This window comes from Paludibaculum fermentans (assembly GCF_051172195.1).
In the GTDB taxonomy this organism is placed as follows: domain Bacteria; phylum Acidobacteriota; class Terriglobia; order Bryobacterales; family Bryobacteraceae; genus Paludibaculum; species Paludibaculum fermentans_A.
Window position 1 is genome coordinate 135,588 of the sequence record NZ_JBPJAQ010000001.1, and the last position, 13,357, is coordinate 148,944.

At 60.8% G+C, this 13,357-nt stretch carries 16 protein-coding genes; 10 read left to right on the top strand and 6 right to left on the bottom strand.

Annotation, left to right across the window (positions count from 1 at the left end; translation table 11 throughout):
- The first annotated feature begins 32 nt into the window (after positions 1-32).
- The 8 genes from ACR9Y2_RS00545 to ACR9Y2_RS00580 all read left to right on the top strand — a co-directional run bounded on the left by ACR9Y2_RS00545 (position 33) and on the right by ACR9Y2_RS00580 (position 8,951).
- On the top strand, positions 33-1,712 hold the full coding sequence (locus ACR9Y2_RS00545) for a type II secretion system protein GspD (RefSeq protein WP_435039067.1): 1,680 nt from the start codon (positions 33-35) through the stop codon (positions 1,710-1,712).
- 85 nt (positions 1,713-1,797) lie between these two features.
- Positions 1,798-2,058 (top strand): hypothetical protein, encoded by a 261-nt coding sequence (locus ACR9Y2_RS00550; protein ID WP_435039068.1) that lies wholly within the window; start codon positions 1,798-1,800, stop codon positions 2,056-2,058.
- Between the two features lie 12 nt (positions 2,059-2,070).
- Complete coding sequence (locus ACR9Y2_RS00555; protein WP_435039069.1) at positions 2,071-3,138, top strand: SIS domain-containing protein; 1,068 nt, start codon at positions 2,071-2,073, stop codon at positions 3,136-3,138.
- A gap of 25 nt (positions 3,139-3,163) precedes the next feature.
- Positions 3,164-4,225, top strand: a complete 1,062-nt coding sequence (locus ACR9Y2_RS00560) for a metallophosphoesterase family protein (RefSeq protein ID WP_435039070.1) — start codon at positions 3,164-3,166, stop codon at positions 4,223-4,225.
- Positions 4,226-4,360: 135 nt separating this feature from the next.
- Positions 4,361-6,007, top strand: a complete 1,647-nt coding sequence (locus ACR9Y2_RS00565; protein WP_435039071.1) for a sodium:solute symporter family protein — start codon at positions 4,361-4,363, stop codon at positions 6,005-6,007.
- Between the two features lie 10 nt (positions 6,008-6,017).
- Complete coding sequence (locus ACR9Y2_RS00570) at positions 6,018-6,197, top strand: hypothetical protein (RefSeq protein ID WP_435039072.1); 180 nt, start codon at positions 6,018-6,020, stop codon at positions 6,195-6,197.
- Positions 6,176-7,279, top strand: coding sequence for a galactokinase (gene galK, locus ACR9Y2_RS00575; RefSeq protein WP_435039073.1), 1,104 nt, complete (start codon positions 6,176-6,178; stop codon positions 7,277-7,279). The genes ACR9Y2_RS00570 and galK overlap by 22 nt, the downstream gene beginning before the upstream one ends.
- Positions 7,269-8,951: an ArnT family glycosyltransferase gene (locus ACR9Y2_RS00580; protein WP_435039074.1), complete on the top strand. Its 1,683-nt coding sequence runs from the start codon at positions 7,269-7,271 to the stop codon at positions 8,949-8,951. The genes galK and ACR9Y2_RS00580 overlap by 11 nt, the downstream gene beginning before the upstream one ends.
- A gap of 29 nt (positions 8,952-8,980) precedes the next feature.
- Here the strand turns inward: ACR9Y2_RS00580 and ACR9Y2_RS00585 are convergent, their stop codons facing one another.
- The 6 genes from ACR9Y2_RS00585 to groES form a co-directional block, all read right to left on the bottom strand.
- Positions 8,981-9,280, bottom strand: a complete 300-nt coding sequence (locus tag ACR9Y2_RS00585) for a hypothetical protein (RefSeq protein WP_435039075.1) — start codon at positions 9,278-9,280, stop codon at positions 8,981-8,983.
- A 68-nt stretch (positions 9,281-9,348) separates the two neighbouring features.
- Positions 9,349-10,011 (bottom strand): transglutaminase family protein, encoded by a 663-nt coding sequence (locus tag ACR9Y2_RS00590; protein WP_435039076.1) that lies wholly within the window; start codon positions 10,009-10,011, stop codon positions 9,349-9,351.
- 43 nt (positions 10,012-10,054) lie between these two features.
- Complete coding sequence (locus ACR9Y2_RS00595; protein WP_435039077.1) at positions 10,055-10,354, bottom strand: hypothetical protein; 300 nt, start codon at positions 10,352-10,354, stop codon at positions 10,055-10,057.
- A gap of 74 nt (positions 10,355-10,428) precedes the next feature.
- Positions 10,429-10,905, bottom strand: a complete 477-nt coding sequence (locus ACR9Y2_RS00600) for a hypothetical protein (RefSeq protein ID WP_435039078.1) — start codon at positions 10,903-10,905, stop codon at positions 10,429-10,431.
- 23 nt (positions 10,906-10,928) lie between these two features.
- Positions 10,929-11,456 (bottom strand): OmpH family outer membrane protein, encoded by a 528-nt coding sequence (locus ACR9Y2_RS00605; protein WP_435039079.1) that lies wholly within the window; start codon positions 11,454-11,456, stop codon positions 10,929-10,931.
- Positions 11,457-11,499: 43 nt separating this feature from the next.
- Positions 11,500-11,787, bottom strand: a complete 288-nt coding sequence (gene groES, locus ACR9Y2_RS00610) for a co-chaperone GroES (RefSeq protein WP_435039080.1) — start codon at positions 11,785-11,787, stop codon at positions 11,500-11,502.
- A gap of 268 nt (positions 11,788-12,055) precedes the next feature.
- On the opposite strand from groES, the gene ACR9Y2_RS00615 reads away from it, so the two are divergent.
- Entirely contained in the window at positions 12,056-12,643 is a 588-nt protein-coding gene (locus tag ACR9Y2_RS00615) for an RNA polymerase sigma factor (RefSeq protein WP_435039081.1), read from the top strand.
- The gene (locus tag ACR9Y2_RS00620; RefSeq protein ID WP_435039082.1) at positions 12,633-13,316 is read left to right on the top strand and encodes a hypothetical protein; all 684 of its coding nucleotides are present in this window, start codon (positions 12,633-12,635) and stop codon (positions 13,314-13,316) included. The genes ACR9Y2_RS00615 and ACR9Y2_RS00620 overlap by 11 nt, the downstream gene beginning before the upstream one ends.
- The last annotated feature ends 41 nt before the right edge of the window (positions 13,317-13,357 follow it).

Below are 13,357 nucleotides of genomic sequence, written 5' to 3' on the forward strand. Positions count from 1 at the left end.
TCCTGCCAGGGCAGAGCGTCAATCCTGGTGTATTGCTGTCTCTTCGCATCTACGCGCTCGCGTTCTGTCTGTGCTCGGTCGGGATCGCCGGCGAGAGTGCTTCCTCGCTCTACAAAAAGGCTCGCAAAGCTGAGTCCAAGCGCGACTATGCGGCCGCCTATCTCCTTGCTTCCCAGGCGGTTGCCGCCGATCCGCAAAAGCCTGAGTATTGGAATTTCGCACAGGCGGTGCGCAGCAGGGCGCTGCCCAATCTAAAAGTCGGACTGGACCCGCTGCCCGTGGCCGCCGCACCAGGCGTCGCCTCGGCTGCGGTTCAGGAAGCGGAGGGCCAGCCGTCTGGCGGCGCCGCTAAGGACGCCGGGGCGTCCGGCGCTCCGGAAGGCATCACGTTCCCGGAGATCACCGAGAGTGAAATTCGGGAAGCGCGGCAGATCCGCCCGCTCCCGACCCTCGCTGGCAGTTCCGCCCTGAAGAGCTTCAACTTGCGCGGCGACGCCAAGCGGCTGTTTGAACAGGTGTTTAGCGCCTACGGGTTGAATGTTGTGTTCGATTCGGACTACCAGGCGGGTCCGCCGGTCCTGTTCCGGGTGGAGAACATCGGCTGGCAGGAGGCCATCCACGATCTGGAGAATGTAACCAGTTCGTTCGTGGTGCCCATCAGCCCCAAAGTCGCGCTGGTGGCCAAGGATACGACGCAGAAGCGAACTGAGATCGAACCCGTCATCTCCGTGATTATTCCCTTCCCTGAGCCGCTGAGCCCGCAGGAAGTGCAGGAAGCCGCGCGCGCGGTGCAATCCACGTTTGATATGACGAAGATGGGCATCGACAACGGCCGCCGGCTCGTCCTGTTCCGGGACCGTGTGTCGCGGCTGCAACCGGCCATTCAGGTCTTCCAGGAACTCATGCTGCATCGCGGCCAGATCGTGACGGAAATAGAGCTGATTTCCGTCAACCAGGATTCATCGCTGAACTACGGCATGACATTGCCCTCCAGCTTCCCGTTTACCTTCGTGGGCGATCTGTCGCCCATCGGCTACACGCCGGCCTACAGTTCGACCTCCAGCCCCTACGCAACCTTCGGCGGAGGGCGAAGCCGCGTCGCGATGGGCCTGGTCGGCGCCAGTTTATTCGCCAGCATGTCGCGCGGCCAGACGAATTCGCTGATGAAGGCGGAACTGCTCGGCCTGGATGGGCAAGCGGCGCAATTGCACGTGGGGGACCGCTACCCGATCATCACCAGCATGTACTCGGGTGCGGCCACGGGTTCCACCACCGGCGGCTATGGCACAGCACCGAGCATTAACTTCGAGGACCTGGGCATCGTGCTCAAGGTGACACCGCACCTGCATGGCACAGAGAGCGTGACACTGGAAATCGAGGCAGAGTTCAAGTCGCTGGCCGGCTCGGCCGTCAACGACATACCGGTTATCTCCGAGCGTAAATTCTCGACCAAGACGCGGCTGAAGTACTCGGAAACTGCTGTGATTGCAGGACTGGTGCGCGAGACGCTGACTCAGAGCTGGAGCGGCATCCCGGTCATCTCCGTGCTGCCGCCGTTCCGTTCGAACGACAAGTCGATGGAGCGGACACAGTTGCTGCTGACCGTTCACCCCAGGCTGGTAAACCTGCCGCCATCGGAGTTCCCTGCCCCCCAAGTCTGGGTGGGTTCAGAGACCCGGCCGCGGACGGTTCTCGAACCAACCGCCAATTGACAGCAGCCCACCGGATGCTGTCCGATCAAGAATAGACTATGCTTGGCTCTGAACCGCATGTGCGGACAAAGGAAGGAGACGGTTAATGAGCGAAGGAACTGCGAAATCCCCTGAGGAACTGGCCGCTGAACTGGAGAAGTTGAAGGCGGAGAATGCATCGTTGAAGAAGGCCCGCAATGCGGGTGTCAGCTTCAAGGTGAGTGAAAAGGGAGCCGTTTCGGTCTACGGCCTGGGCCGTTTTCCCGTCACGCTGTACAAGGAACAGTGGGAACGCCTGCTTGCATCCGGCGACCAGATCAAGTCATTCATGGCCGATAACGCAGACAAACTGAAGATCAAGGAGTAGACTCCCCCCTCCATGTCGAAAATGCTGGCTGAGATCCGTGAGCAGCCCACGGCGCTCGAACGGACACTGAAAGCGGAGCTGCGCGGATTTGAACGCCTGCGCGCCCGCTTCGAGAAGGAGCGGCCTCGCCTGGTTGTCCTGGCAGCCCGTGGGACTTCCGACAACGCAGCCCAATTTGGGCGCTATCTGATTGAAGTGACAACCGGAATTCCGGTTTCGCTGGCCGCTCCATCGGTCTCGACGCTCTATCATGCCAACCTGCGGATGGAAGGCGCCCTGCTCGCCGCTGTCTCGCAATCGGGCGAATCCACCGACACGAATGTAGTCCTCGAAGAGGCGAAGAAGCAGGGCGCATTCACCATCGGCATCACCAACGAGCCCGACAGCACCTTGGCCCGGATCGCCGATCACGCGGTGTTGGTTCGCGCGGGACGGGAGAAGAGCGTCGCGGCGACCAAGACATACACCGGCCAACTGCTGTCGTTCTACCTGCTGGCGTACGCGCTGGGGGCGAAGATCCGGATCGACGATCTACGCCTGCTGCCGGATTTGGCGGCCAAGGCGCTTACATTGGAGAAGGAAGTGGCGGCGCGGGCCGAGAAGTATAAGTACGCCCGGCACGCCGTCGTGATCGGGCGTGGCTTGAACTACGCGAACGCGTTTGAGTGGGCGCTCAAGTTGATGGAGACCTGCTACATCATTGCCGAGCGCTTCTCCCAGGCCGACATCCTCCATGGGCCCATCGCGATGGTCGAACCGTCGTTTCCGGCGTTTGTCCTGGCGCCCCCTGGACCGACCTGGCCCGTGATGAACGAGATGATCGCCAAGCTGAGCGGACTGCATGCCGAAACGCTCGTTCTTACCGACAAGTCGAACGGAGAAGCGCCGAAATCCGCCCTGCGCATCCCGGCGAAACTTGCCTTCAAACCCGGCAAGAACGGACCAGCGCTGCCGGAAGATCTGCTGACTCCGATTCCCTACATCATTCCCGCCCAGATCTTCGCCGCCTCTTTGTCGGCAGTGAAGGGACTGGACCCGGATCAACCGCGGGGACTTTCAAAAGTCACCCTCACCCTCTAGCCGTGTAATACGATACAGGGCAGTCATGCTCAAACAGACTGCCCTGTCCGCCCTCTTCTTGTGCCTGCCCGGCATTCCTCATACACCCCTCTTCGCGGAAGACAAGATCGTCGGCGGTCCGTTTGCCGTCAATGTGACGGGGAAGAGCGCCACAATCGGCTGGGTGGTCCAGTCGGGTGACGTGAAGGTCGGGGAAACCCGCCTGGTTCCGGTCCTCCGTTCTGAGAAGGTCACGATGACCGGATTGAAGGCCGGCGAGACGGTGAACTACACCATTCCAGGTGGGCTGCGCGGGTCGTTCAAGACCGCTCCAGCGAAGCCGGCCGCATTCGAAGCTGTGGTATTTGGGGATACGCGGACCCGCCACGACCTGCACCGCAAGATTGCGGGCGCCATCGAGAAGGCGAATCCGGACCTGGTCTTCCATACCGGCGATCTGGTGACGGACGGGCTGGATACAGAGCAATGGCCGCGGTTCTTCGATATCGAACGGACGATGCTCAGCAAGACGGCATTCTATCCGGTGCTGGGCAATCACGAGCGGAACAGCCGCCGTTTCTACGAATTCTTCGATGTGGGCACGCCGTACTACTCGCTGGACTGGGGTGGCGTCCACTTTGTCCTCCTGAATTCTGATTTAGGGAACGCTGCGCTGAGTGCCCAGGCCCGGGAGGCCTTCTGGTCTGAGCAATTGCGCTGGCTGGACGAGGACCTGGCCAAAGCGCGGAAAGCGGAGTTCCGCGTGGTGGTCATGCACCACCCACCGTTCACAGCGATGAAGTCCCGGCAGGCCGGGGACACTCCGGTGAAGGCGATGGTACCCGTCTTCGAACGAAACAAGGTATCGGTGGTCTTCAGCGGTCACGATCACAACTACCAGCACCATTTGAATCAGGGAGTGCACTATGTCGTCACCGGTGGCGGCGGTGCTCCGCTGTACCCGGTGGATGCGCCCATCGAGGGTACGACGGTGAAGGTGGAGAGCACTGAGCATTATGTCCGGCTGGTGGCAGCGCCGGGCTCCCTCCGAATGGAAGCGATTGCATTGGATGGCCGGATCCTTGAGATCTTCGAGTTGAAGCCGTGAGCACGAGCTGAGCAACTGCTGTTGAAGTTTTCGATACACCGGGCTCTCTTTGTGCCCGAAATCGGACCCGAAGCTCCGGAGCAGGCTACGCTGACAGGGTCCGGCAGTATATGATGTTGTTTCGGTTCGCGCACCATGACCCTACACCTTATTGACTACGTCGTCTTGACGCTGTACTTCGGGTTCGTCCTGGGTATCGGCTGGTTCCTTCGAAAGAACGTCAAATCCAGTTCGGACTTTCTGACCAGCGGTCACTCGCTGCCGCTCTGGATTACCTCTCTGGCATTCCTGGCCGCCAACATGGGCGCGCTGGAGATGATCGGCATGTGCGGCTCGGGCGCAAAGTACGGCATGATGACGTCGCACTTCTACTGGGTGGGCGCTATCCCAGCCATGCTGTTCGTCGGCGTTTTCATGATGCCGTTCTACTACGGCAGTAAAGCGCGCAGCGTGCCGGAGTACCTAAAACTCCGCTTCGATGAGAAAACCCGCGGCTTTAATGCCATTACGTTCGCCATCATGACGATCTTCAGCTCGGGCATTTCGATGTACGCGCTGGGCATCCTGCTGCAGGCGATCTTCGGCTGGAGCTTCACGTTCTCGGTGCTTGCCTCGGCAGGCATCGTCCTGGCCTACACCTACCTGGGCGGCCTCTCGAGCGCAATCTACAATGAGGTGCTTCAGTTCTTCCTCATCGTCGCCGGATTCGCTCCGCTGGCCATCCTGTCAGTGAACAGGGCCGGCGGCTGGGACGGTATTGCTTCGCGCCTCAGCCCGAAGATGACGCAGTCGTGGCAGCACATCGCCGCGGCTGGCGACAATCCGATGGGTGTGGAGATCATCGGCCTGATCATGGGCCTTGGGTTCGTTCTGAGCTTCGGCTACTGGTGCACGAACTACCTGGTGGTGCAGCGCGCGATGGCGGCACGCAACATGACGGATGCGCGCAATACGCCCATCGTCGGCGCATTCCCGAAGATGTTCATCCCGTTCGTGGTGATCGTGCCAGGCATCGCCGCCGCGGCTCTCGCCTCGATGAGCGTCGGCTACGCGCTGCCTCTCAAGAACGGCAATCCCGACTACGACAAGGTCCTGTTCAGCCTGATGTCGCAGTTCTACCCCAGCGGCATGCTGGGTGTCGGACTCACGGCCCTGGTGGCCTCTTTCATGAGCGGCATGGCCGGAAATGTAACCGCCTTCAACACGGTGTGGACCTACGACATCTATCAGAGCTACATCCGGAAACATGCCCCCGACGAGCACTACCTGTGGATGGGCCGCATGGCGACCATCTTCGGCACAGGCCTTTCGATCGGCGCGGCCTACATGGCACAGTCCTTCAACAACATGATGGACTTCCTGCAGCTCATCTTCGGTTTCGTGAACGCACCGCTGTTCGCTACGTTCCTGTTGGGTATGTTCTGGAAGCGGTCCACCGGACATGGAGCATTTGCGGGCCTGGTGAGTGGAACCGCGGCCGCCGCCGTCACCTACGGCATAACGGAAGCCGAGGGCAAGGGCGGATGGCTGAGCGTCCAGTATCACTTCCCCTCGTCCATGGCCCAGAATTTCTGGGTGGCGATCTCCGCTTTCTGCTGCTGCCTGGTGGTGACAACGATTGTCAGCCTCGCCACCAAGGCCAAGCCGGATTCCGAACTGGTGGGCCTCGTGTACAGCGTGACACCCCGCCAGACTGAGGAAGCGGAATGGTATCGTCGTCCCGCAACCCTGGCAATTGTGGCCAGCGTGATTTGCATTGCGCTGAACTTCGTATTCTTCTAAAGGGATAACCATGCTGGATCTGAGAAAACCGGCCGGCTACTTCTTCGGGCTTCTTGGCCTGCTGCTGACGGGGACGGGGCTGATGGCGAACTTCAACGCGCCATTGCTGGACTCCAACCTGAATCTGCATTTCGGAGTTTTTTCCATCGCATTTGGAGGCATCTTTCTGTGGCTCGCGCGCCGCGCATAAAGCATTATCACGCCCCAGGGCGCGTCAACCTCATCGGTGAACATACGGATTACAACGCAGGCTTCGTCATGCCTATCGCCATCGCGGTGGGCTGCGATGTCCGGGCTTCCTCGATCCGTAAAAAAGAGATCCGGTTGACCTCAAAGCAGTTCGCGGGTGACCTGGCTTACCCGATCGATTCGATCGCGGGCATGTCAAAGACGGGCACCTGGGCGGATTACGTCCTGGGAGTGGCCAAGCAGATCCTGGCGCTCGGTTTCGAATTGAAACCGATGCAGCTGGCGATTGATTCTTCCGTTCCGACAGGCAGCGGCCTGAGTTCCTCCGCGGCATTGGAGGTCTCCAGCGCCCTTGCCCTGCTGGGCGATAACGAAATCTCCAAACTGGAACTGGCGCAACTGTGCCAGCGGGCCGAACGCGAGTTCGTCGGCATGCCTTGCGGGATCATGGATCAATACGCCTCTGTCTTCGGCGAGGCGCACAAGGCGATCATGCTCGATTGCCGGTCCAATACCCACAAGCTGGCGCCCATCCCTGAAGGCGCGGAAATCGTGGTCGTCAACTCCATGGTGAAGCACGAATTGGGCTCCTCGGCCTATCGTGACCGGGTGGCCGAATGCCATCAGGCGCTCTCGCACTTCCCCGGCAAACCGGCGCTACGCGATGTCACCCTGGGCGAACTGGAGCGCACCGCGTCCAGGATCGAGGAGATCCCGCTGGCCCGCGCACGGCACGTCATCCTGGAAGATATGCGCGTGGAAGACTTCCTCGCGGCGGCTCAGAACAACGATCTGCCACTGATGGGGAAGCTCATGGTGGAGTCCCACCGCAGCTTGCAGCACGACTACGAAGTGAGCTGCGTCGAGCTGGATTCCCTAGTGGATACAGCCCTTACCATCGACGGCGTCTATGGCGCCCGCATGACAGGCGGCGGCTTCGGCGGCTGCACCGTGAACCTGGTGGAACCGCCAAGCGTTGATCAATTCGAGAAAGAGATCAGCGCCCGTTACCATGCCAAATGGAATCTGACCCCGGCTGTTTACCGCTTTACGCCTTCAGCCGGCGCGCGGCGTGTGGAATAGGCTCCTGCACAGGCGGGCCGCCTGGCTTGCCTGTGTGCTCGTCCTCGTCACGCTGCAATTCGCCCGGCAGTTCACCGCGGCCCTCCAGGAGACACAGGTCTTCGACGAGGGCCTGCACCTCTCCGCGGGCTATACGATTCTGCTCACCGGCGATTACCGCCTGAACCCCGAACACCCGCCGCTGGGCCGCATACTGAACGCACTGCCGCTGTTGTTCCTGAAACCCGACCCGAAACTGGACACGCAGGGTTGGAAAGATGCGGACGCCATCACCGTCGGGCGGGAGTTGCTATATCGTCAGCCGCACCTGACTCCGGACCAGATCTTGTTGCCTGCGCGCCTCGTCACGATCATCCTTACCCTGGTCCTGGCCCTAACCCTGGCATTCTGGGTGCGAGCCCGCTACGGCCCGGGGGCAGCGCTGCTGGCCGTATTCCTGGTGACCCTCGACCCGAACTTGTCGGCGCATGGACACTACGTCACCACAGACTTTGCCGCGACCCTGACGTGCTTCCTGGCCGTCATCGCCTTTGACCGGATGCAGCGGCGCAATCGAGTGCTGGATATTCTGTGGGCCGGACTCGCCCTGGGGGCAGCCCTGGTCTCCAAATTCTCAGCCGTCTTCCTACTTCCGGTATTCGCCGCGCTGTGGCTGCTGCACCGGACTTCCTGGCGTGCTGTGCTGCTCCAGTCGGCCGGCCTGATCCTGCTCAGCGCAGTGGTCGTCGCTGTCAGCTATGGTCCGGAGACCTGGCGGTCGCGCCATGCCCCCAGGCTCAACGAAGTTGTCAAGAAAGACACCGCGATCGGCTATGCCCTGCGCGTGGGCGGACGCTATCTGCACCTGCCGGCGCATCCCTTCTTCCTTGGCCTGAATGAGATGGCGCTGCACCAGAAAAGCGGCCATCCCTCCTACATGCGGGGGACCGTACGCCAGCACGGCTCCTGGGATTACTTCCCCTTCGTCTTCGCCGTGAAGACTCCGCTGGGCACACTGCTACTGTGCCTGCTGGCGCTGCCGCTATTTCGACGGTTCAGTCGTGACCTGCTCGTGATGGCGATTCCGCTGTGTATCTATTGGGCGCTTTGCCTGACCAGTGGGATCAATATCGGAGTGCGCCACCTGCTGCCGGTCTTCCCCTTTACATATGCGTTGGCGGCCATCCTGATTGCGCGGCACGCCGCTCAGTTTTACAGGCAGGCCGCTCCGGGTCTGGTGGGTGCGGCCTGCCTCGTTCTGGCATGCGAGTCTGCCTATATCGCTCCGCACGATATCGCTTTCTTCAATGCCGCGGTGGGGGGACCCGCGAACGGCCCCAAGCTGCTGCTGGACTCCAATCTCGACTGGGGGCAGGACCTGGGCAATCTCCGGCGCTGGCTTGACGCACGCGGGCGGAATGATGTCTGCCTGGCCTATTTTGGCTCGGCCGACGAGAAATACTATCGCTTCCAGGGTTGGGCGGTCCCGGCGAACATGCACCTGCGTGCCGGTGAGCGGCCGCCCTGCCATTTTGCGGCCATCAGCGTAACTCTATTGGAGGGCGTGTATCACGAACGCGCCTGGTACACCTGGCTGCGCGCGCGACAGCCGCTGGCTCGCATCGGTTGGTCGATCTACGTCTACGATGTGGCCGACGTTTCGGAAGGCAAAGTCCCCAAAGAGAGCTTTTGACCGCCCAGCCGCGAGCGATGGCGGAACACTTAGTCCGTGGCGCCTTCCACCCGCCCTGGAATAGGCTGGCGGTGCTTCTTCTCCAGGTACTCGGACAGCTTGAGCAGGGTGCGCCCGCCTCGGTCGACATATCGGTTGGCGGCCTTCTGGTAGCGGCGCAGCACTTCGCGGCGGTTGGCATCACGCAGTTCGCAGGATTCGATGTCCAATAGCACCTCAACCTCCCATGACTGGAAGGTGTTGCGCTGGATGCGGCCTCTCAGCAACTCCTGCATCAGCTTGTTGAACTGGTGCAGACGTGCCTCAAGCTCGTGAACTGGTAAACTCATTTCCTCCGAGTACTGATTTTAGCTGGAAATTGGATGCAATGGCGGGATTCATTCCGTGGGAACCACCATCACGGCGTAACGAATCGCAGCCAGCTCTCCACGAGGCCCGCTCTTGGGTTGTCTCCGGCTCGGCGGTAGGAGCCCCACAAATTACGCAGCATCCGGGCCACAATCGACCGCTTGTCGCACGGCGTGAACTGCAATTCCACCTTCTGGCCGGGCCGGGCGGTGAGTTCCCGTATCTTCTCGACACAGTCCTCTTCCGTCAGCAGCCGGCCCTGATCGAACACATCGACGTAGACCCGCACCAGGCCATCGTTGTACTGGCACACGAAGTGCGCAGGTAGAGCGACCCCGTAGACCGGCCTCAACAGCCGGCGGGCGATTTCCAGGTAGATGACCGAAAGCGTGATGGGCAACCCCTTCCGCCGCTCGATCACGAGGGGCAGGCAGCTGTTCTCCGCCGCATAGTAGTCCTCGTGATCACCACGCAGGCCTACTCCATCAAATAGAACCCGGTTGACCGCACTGAGGAAGTGAGCCCCACCCGCGCCCGGCATCAGCATCTGGTCAATCTGTCCGGCCCATTCGTCCAGCAGGCGCAGCACCGGGGCCGGGTCGCAGGGTCCGGTATGGATCGAAGCCAGTTCCACAGCGGCCGCGTCGAGCTCCATTGCCTGCTCGTCGCCGGCCATCAGGGCCTGGAATGCGGCCGAAGGCTCTACCAACATGTATTGCGGCAGGATTGTCTCCCATTCCCGAACGCGGATGGCGTCACGCCCACTGGCTCAATCCACCGGCCAGCGAGACAACCCCGAGTGTCGCGACTACGGCGCCCGCGATGCGAAACGCTGCGCCCGCCGGCGGGTGATCTGGCAAAGTATCCGGGTTTGCTTGCCACCAGGGCGAGCCGCGCAGACTGCTCTCGAATCGCTGGATGCCTTCCACCAGACCCTGCATCAGGCGCCAGGCGCCGGCGGGCTGGAGGACTATCCAGACGCCCGCGTAGATCAATCCAGCGCCCACCATCACCGGCGCCATTCCGTTAGCTGAACCGGTCGAAGGCAAAAGCATGCCTCATGCTACCACTTGGGCGAGTGCACAGACCCGCCACGGTTCACCCGCCGCCCGGCACTGCTGCGGCCTCGTTACTTGAAGAAGATGTCCAGGAATTTTGTGTTGCGCCCGGTAGCGTCGACGCAGTACTCAAACGGACTGAAACTCAGGTTCCGGTCCTTCCGGTCGACGTACAGCAGGACTTCTTCCTTCGGAAACTGGAGAATCTGAATTACGCCGCCATCGCACGATCGCGTGCGGCGAATGCTCGCCACAGTGATATCGGCATGCGCGCTTTTCGGTCCCCAGTCCTCGAGGAATTTCTGCAAGTTATAGTCACGACACGGCTTAGCCGGGTCGCAACCCCACAGACGATAAGCGTCTTCGTACTTCTTGTCCTTCAACAGGTCGAGAAACTTCGAGATCTGCCGCTTCTCCTGGAAGTCGTGCAGAAAGAAATATCCGGCCAATGAAAGAAGGACGACAGCCACGGCGGCGATAACGACGCGCTTCACTCCACGTTCGCGCTTCGAATCGGAGACTCCGTAGCTGTCCAGATACCCGGCCATGATGCGGGTCCTCCTGTCCTACACTACTTCTTCGACGGATACGCTTTGTCGTAGGCGGCGGTGACGTCGGCGGAGATGTCCAGTGTCGGCTTGAAATAGAGGAGGTTCGCGCCATCGACCACAAGATCGAAGCCCTTCTCTTCAGACACCTTCTTGACGACTTCCTGCAGCCGCTGGCCAACCCGCTGCAGAATGTCCTGCCGCTCGCGATTGACTTCGTTTTGGAGGCCTTCGCTGTTGCGCTGCAACTGGCGCTGCTTCAATTGAATCTTGGCGGCCATGTCGGCCAGGGCGGATTCGTTGTACTTGGCCTGATTGGCTTCGTAGTCCTGGCTCAGCTTGGCGACTTCCTTTTCGAGGTTCGCCAATTCATCCTGGCGAGGCCCGAATTTGGCCTTCAGATCGGCTTCAGCCTGCTTGATTTCGGCCGTGTCGGCCAGAGCCTTTTGCAGGTTGACAGCCGCGACCTTCACCTGAGCCGAAGCAGCCAAGGTGGCGCAGAGCATCAGAGCAGCCAGACCGGCGAGACGTTTCCAGCGGATCGCAATCATGAGAATCTTCAAACTCCTTAAACTTACTTTGAGGGGCCCAGCTCTAGCCGAGCACCGCCAGAATTTCGTCCTCGCGTAGAATCAGGTACTCGACTCCATCAATCTTTACATCCGAACCGGAGTACTTGCCGAAGAGAATGAGGTCACCGGATTTCACTTCGAGACCGCAACGCTGCCCATTCTGCAGCAACTTACCATTGCCGACGGATACAACCTCACCCCGCTGCGGCTTCTCCTTCGCGCTGTCCGGAATGATTATACCGCCCACCTGCGCTTCGCCTTCCTCTACGCGCTTTGCCAGCACTCGGTCGTTTAACGGGCGCAGTGCCATAGGTTCTCTCCCTCGCTATTAGACGCCAGAACTTCGAATTCGGACGCACACCCGCCATTGTTGCGGGCCGTGCTCGTCCATCTTGCATTGTAGAATCCCGGGGGCCACATCCTCAACTGCCGAATGACCCCCTCGTCCGTTATCATGATCTCTGGAAGATCGCCTGCAGCAAGGTCGCACGGATTTGTTCCCGCGAGCCTCAAGCGCTGTCTTAACCGTTGTATGACGGAAGCGGGCATCCAGGCGTTTCGGAAAGATACAACGCCGCATGAACGAATTCAGCGACGAAGAGCTGGTGGCTCGGGCGCTGGAGTCCGGCCCTCCGGACCCGTCAAATCCTTGGCTGCACGAACTTTTCTCCCGGCATCAGCGCCGCGTCGTCCTCTGGTGTCTGCGGTATTCCGCCAACCGCGAGGAGGCCCTCGACCTATCGCAAGAGGTCATGGCCAACACCTTCAGGCGCCTCGAAACCTTCCAGGGCAACTCGAAATTCACCACCTGGCTCTTTACTGTCTGTCGCAATCATTGCCTCAACGCCATCAAGAGCAAGGCCAGCCGGCCCGAGTCCGGCGGCGAAGAACTGCTGCTCAGCCTGGCTGCTCCTTCCGGTCCTTCCATCGAGGATCGTCTCACCCAGGAATCGCAGCTCGAACTGGCCAGGACTTGGATTCGGGATTCCCTCGACAAGACCGAACAACGTGTGTTTGTCATGCACTTCCTGGAAGAGATCCCGCTGGAAGCCATCACCCGGGCCATGGGACTCACCAATCCAAGCGGGGCCAAGGCTTACATAGTCAGCGCCCGCCGAAAACTGTCCGAAGCAGCGCGCCGCTGGAGGTCGCAGCATGAACGATAACGAAGCGCTCCGCGCCCCCGGCCACTGCCTGGAACCAACTGAAATTGAAGCCTTTATCGAAGGACGGGCGGATCAGTTCGCGGCTCACGTGGAGGCCTGCCCCGCCTGCAGCCATGTGGCCGCCTCCTATCGGGAGTTCCTGGCTGCCGACGTCCGGATGGAGGAAAAGGCTGACCTGGAGTGGATCGAGTCCCGTCTCAAGAAGCAGGCGCCGAAACGCAACTGGTTCGCCTGGCTCGGCCCCTCGCCTTTGCCCCGCTGGGCCTTCAGCCTCGCTGCGATCCTGCTGATTGTGGCCGGATCCCTGCAACTGCGCCGCATGGCCGGCCCCGGACTACGGCCGCCCGATTCGGGCTCCAGCGTCGTCCGCTCCGCCCAGGTCCACCTGCAATCGCCCTCCGGGGATGTCGAAACCGAACCCGCATTCTTTCAGTGGGATCCGGTCGACAAGGCCAGCGCCTACGAGTTTCAGATCACCGAAGTGGACGGAACGCCGCTTTGGACGTGCCGGACAAATCAGACGAAACTAAATTCTGCGCCGGACATCCAACGCTTCATGCTTCCGCGCAAAGCACTGCTTTGGCGGGTCAAGGCACTTACTGCCTCAGGTGGGGTGATTGCAGAGTCCGCCTCCGAGCGGTTTAAAGTCCTTCCTTCCACCATCGGCAAGTAAGCTATCCTGTTCGAAACGCACGTGTGCGTGTCAGAGGGCAG

Bases quoted from the DNA above. Each gene is read 5' to 3' on its own strand.
- ACR9Y2_RS00550 (WP_435039068.1), top strand. From the start codon at position 1,798: ATGAGCGAAGGAACTGCGAAATCCCCTGAGGAACTGGCCGCTGAACTG.
- ACR9Y2_RS00555 (WP_435039069.1), top strand. From the start codon at position 2,071: ATGTCGAAAATGCTGGCTGAGATCCGTGAGCAGCCCACGGCGCTCGAA.
- ACR9Y2_RS00560 (WP_435039070.1), top strand. From the start codon at position 3,164: ATGCTCAAACAGACTGCCCTGTCCGCCCTCTTCTTGTGCCTGCCCGGC.
- ACR9Y2_RS00565 (WP_435039071.1), top strand. From the start codon at position 4,361: ATGACCCTACACCTTATTGACTACGTCGTCTTGACGCTGTACTTCGGG.
- ACR9Y2_RS00570 (WP_435039072.1), top strand. From the start codon at position 6,018: ATGCTGGATCTGAGAAAACCGGCCGGCTACTTCTTCGGGCTTCTTGGC.
- ACR9Y2_RS00585 (WP_435039075.1), bottom strand. From the start codon at position 9,280: ATGAGTTTACCAGTTCACGAGCTTGAGGCACGTCTGCACCAGTTCAAC.
- ACR9Y2_RS00590 (WP_435039076.1), bottom strand. From the start codon at position 10,011: ATGTTGGTAGAGCCTTCGGCCGCATTCCAGGCCCTGATGGCCGGCGAC.
- ACR9Y2_RS00595 (WP_435039077.1), bottom strand. From the start codon at position 10,354: ATGCTTTTGCCTTCGACCGGTTCAGCTAACGGAATGGCGCCGGTGATG.
- ACR9Y2_RS00600 (WP_435039078.1), bottom strand. From the start codon at position 10,905: ATGGCCGGGTATCTGGACAGCTACGGAGTCTCCGATTCGAAGCGCGAA.
- ACR9Y2_RS00605 (WP_435039079.1), bottom strand. From the start codon at position 11,456: ATGATTGCGATCCGCTGGAAACGTCTCGCCGGTCTGGCTGCTCTGATG.
- groES (WP_435039080.1), bottom strand. From the start codon at position 11,787: ATGGCACTGCGCCCGTTAAACGACCGAGTGCTGGCAAAGCGCGTAGAG.
- ACR9Y2_RS00615 (WP_435039081.1), top strand. From the start codon at position 12,056: ATGAACGAATTCAGCGACGAAGAGCTGGTGGCTCGGGCGCTGGAGTCC.
- ACR9Y2_RS00620 (WP_435039082.1), top strand. From the start codon at position 12,633: ATGAACGATAACGAAGCGCTCCGCGCCCCCGGCCACTGCCTGGAACCA.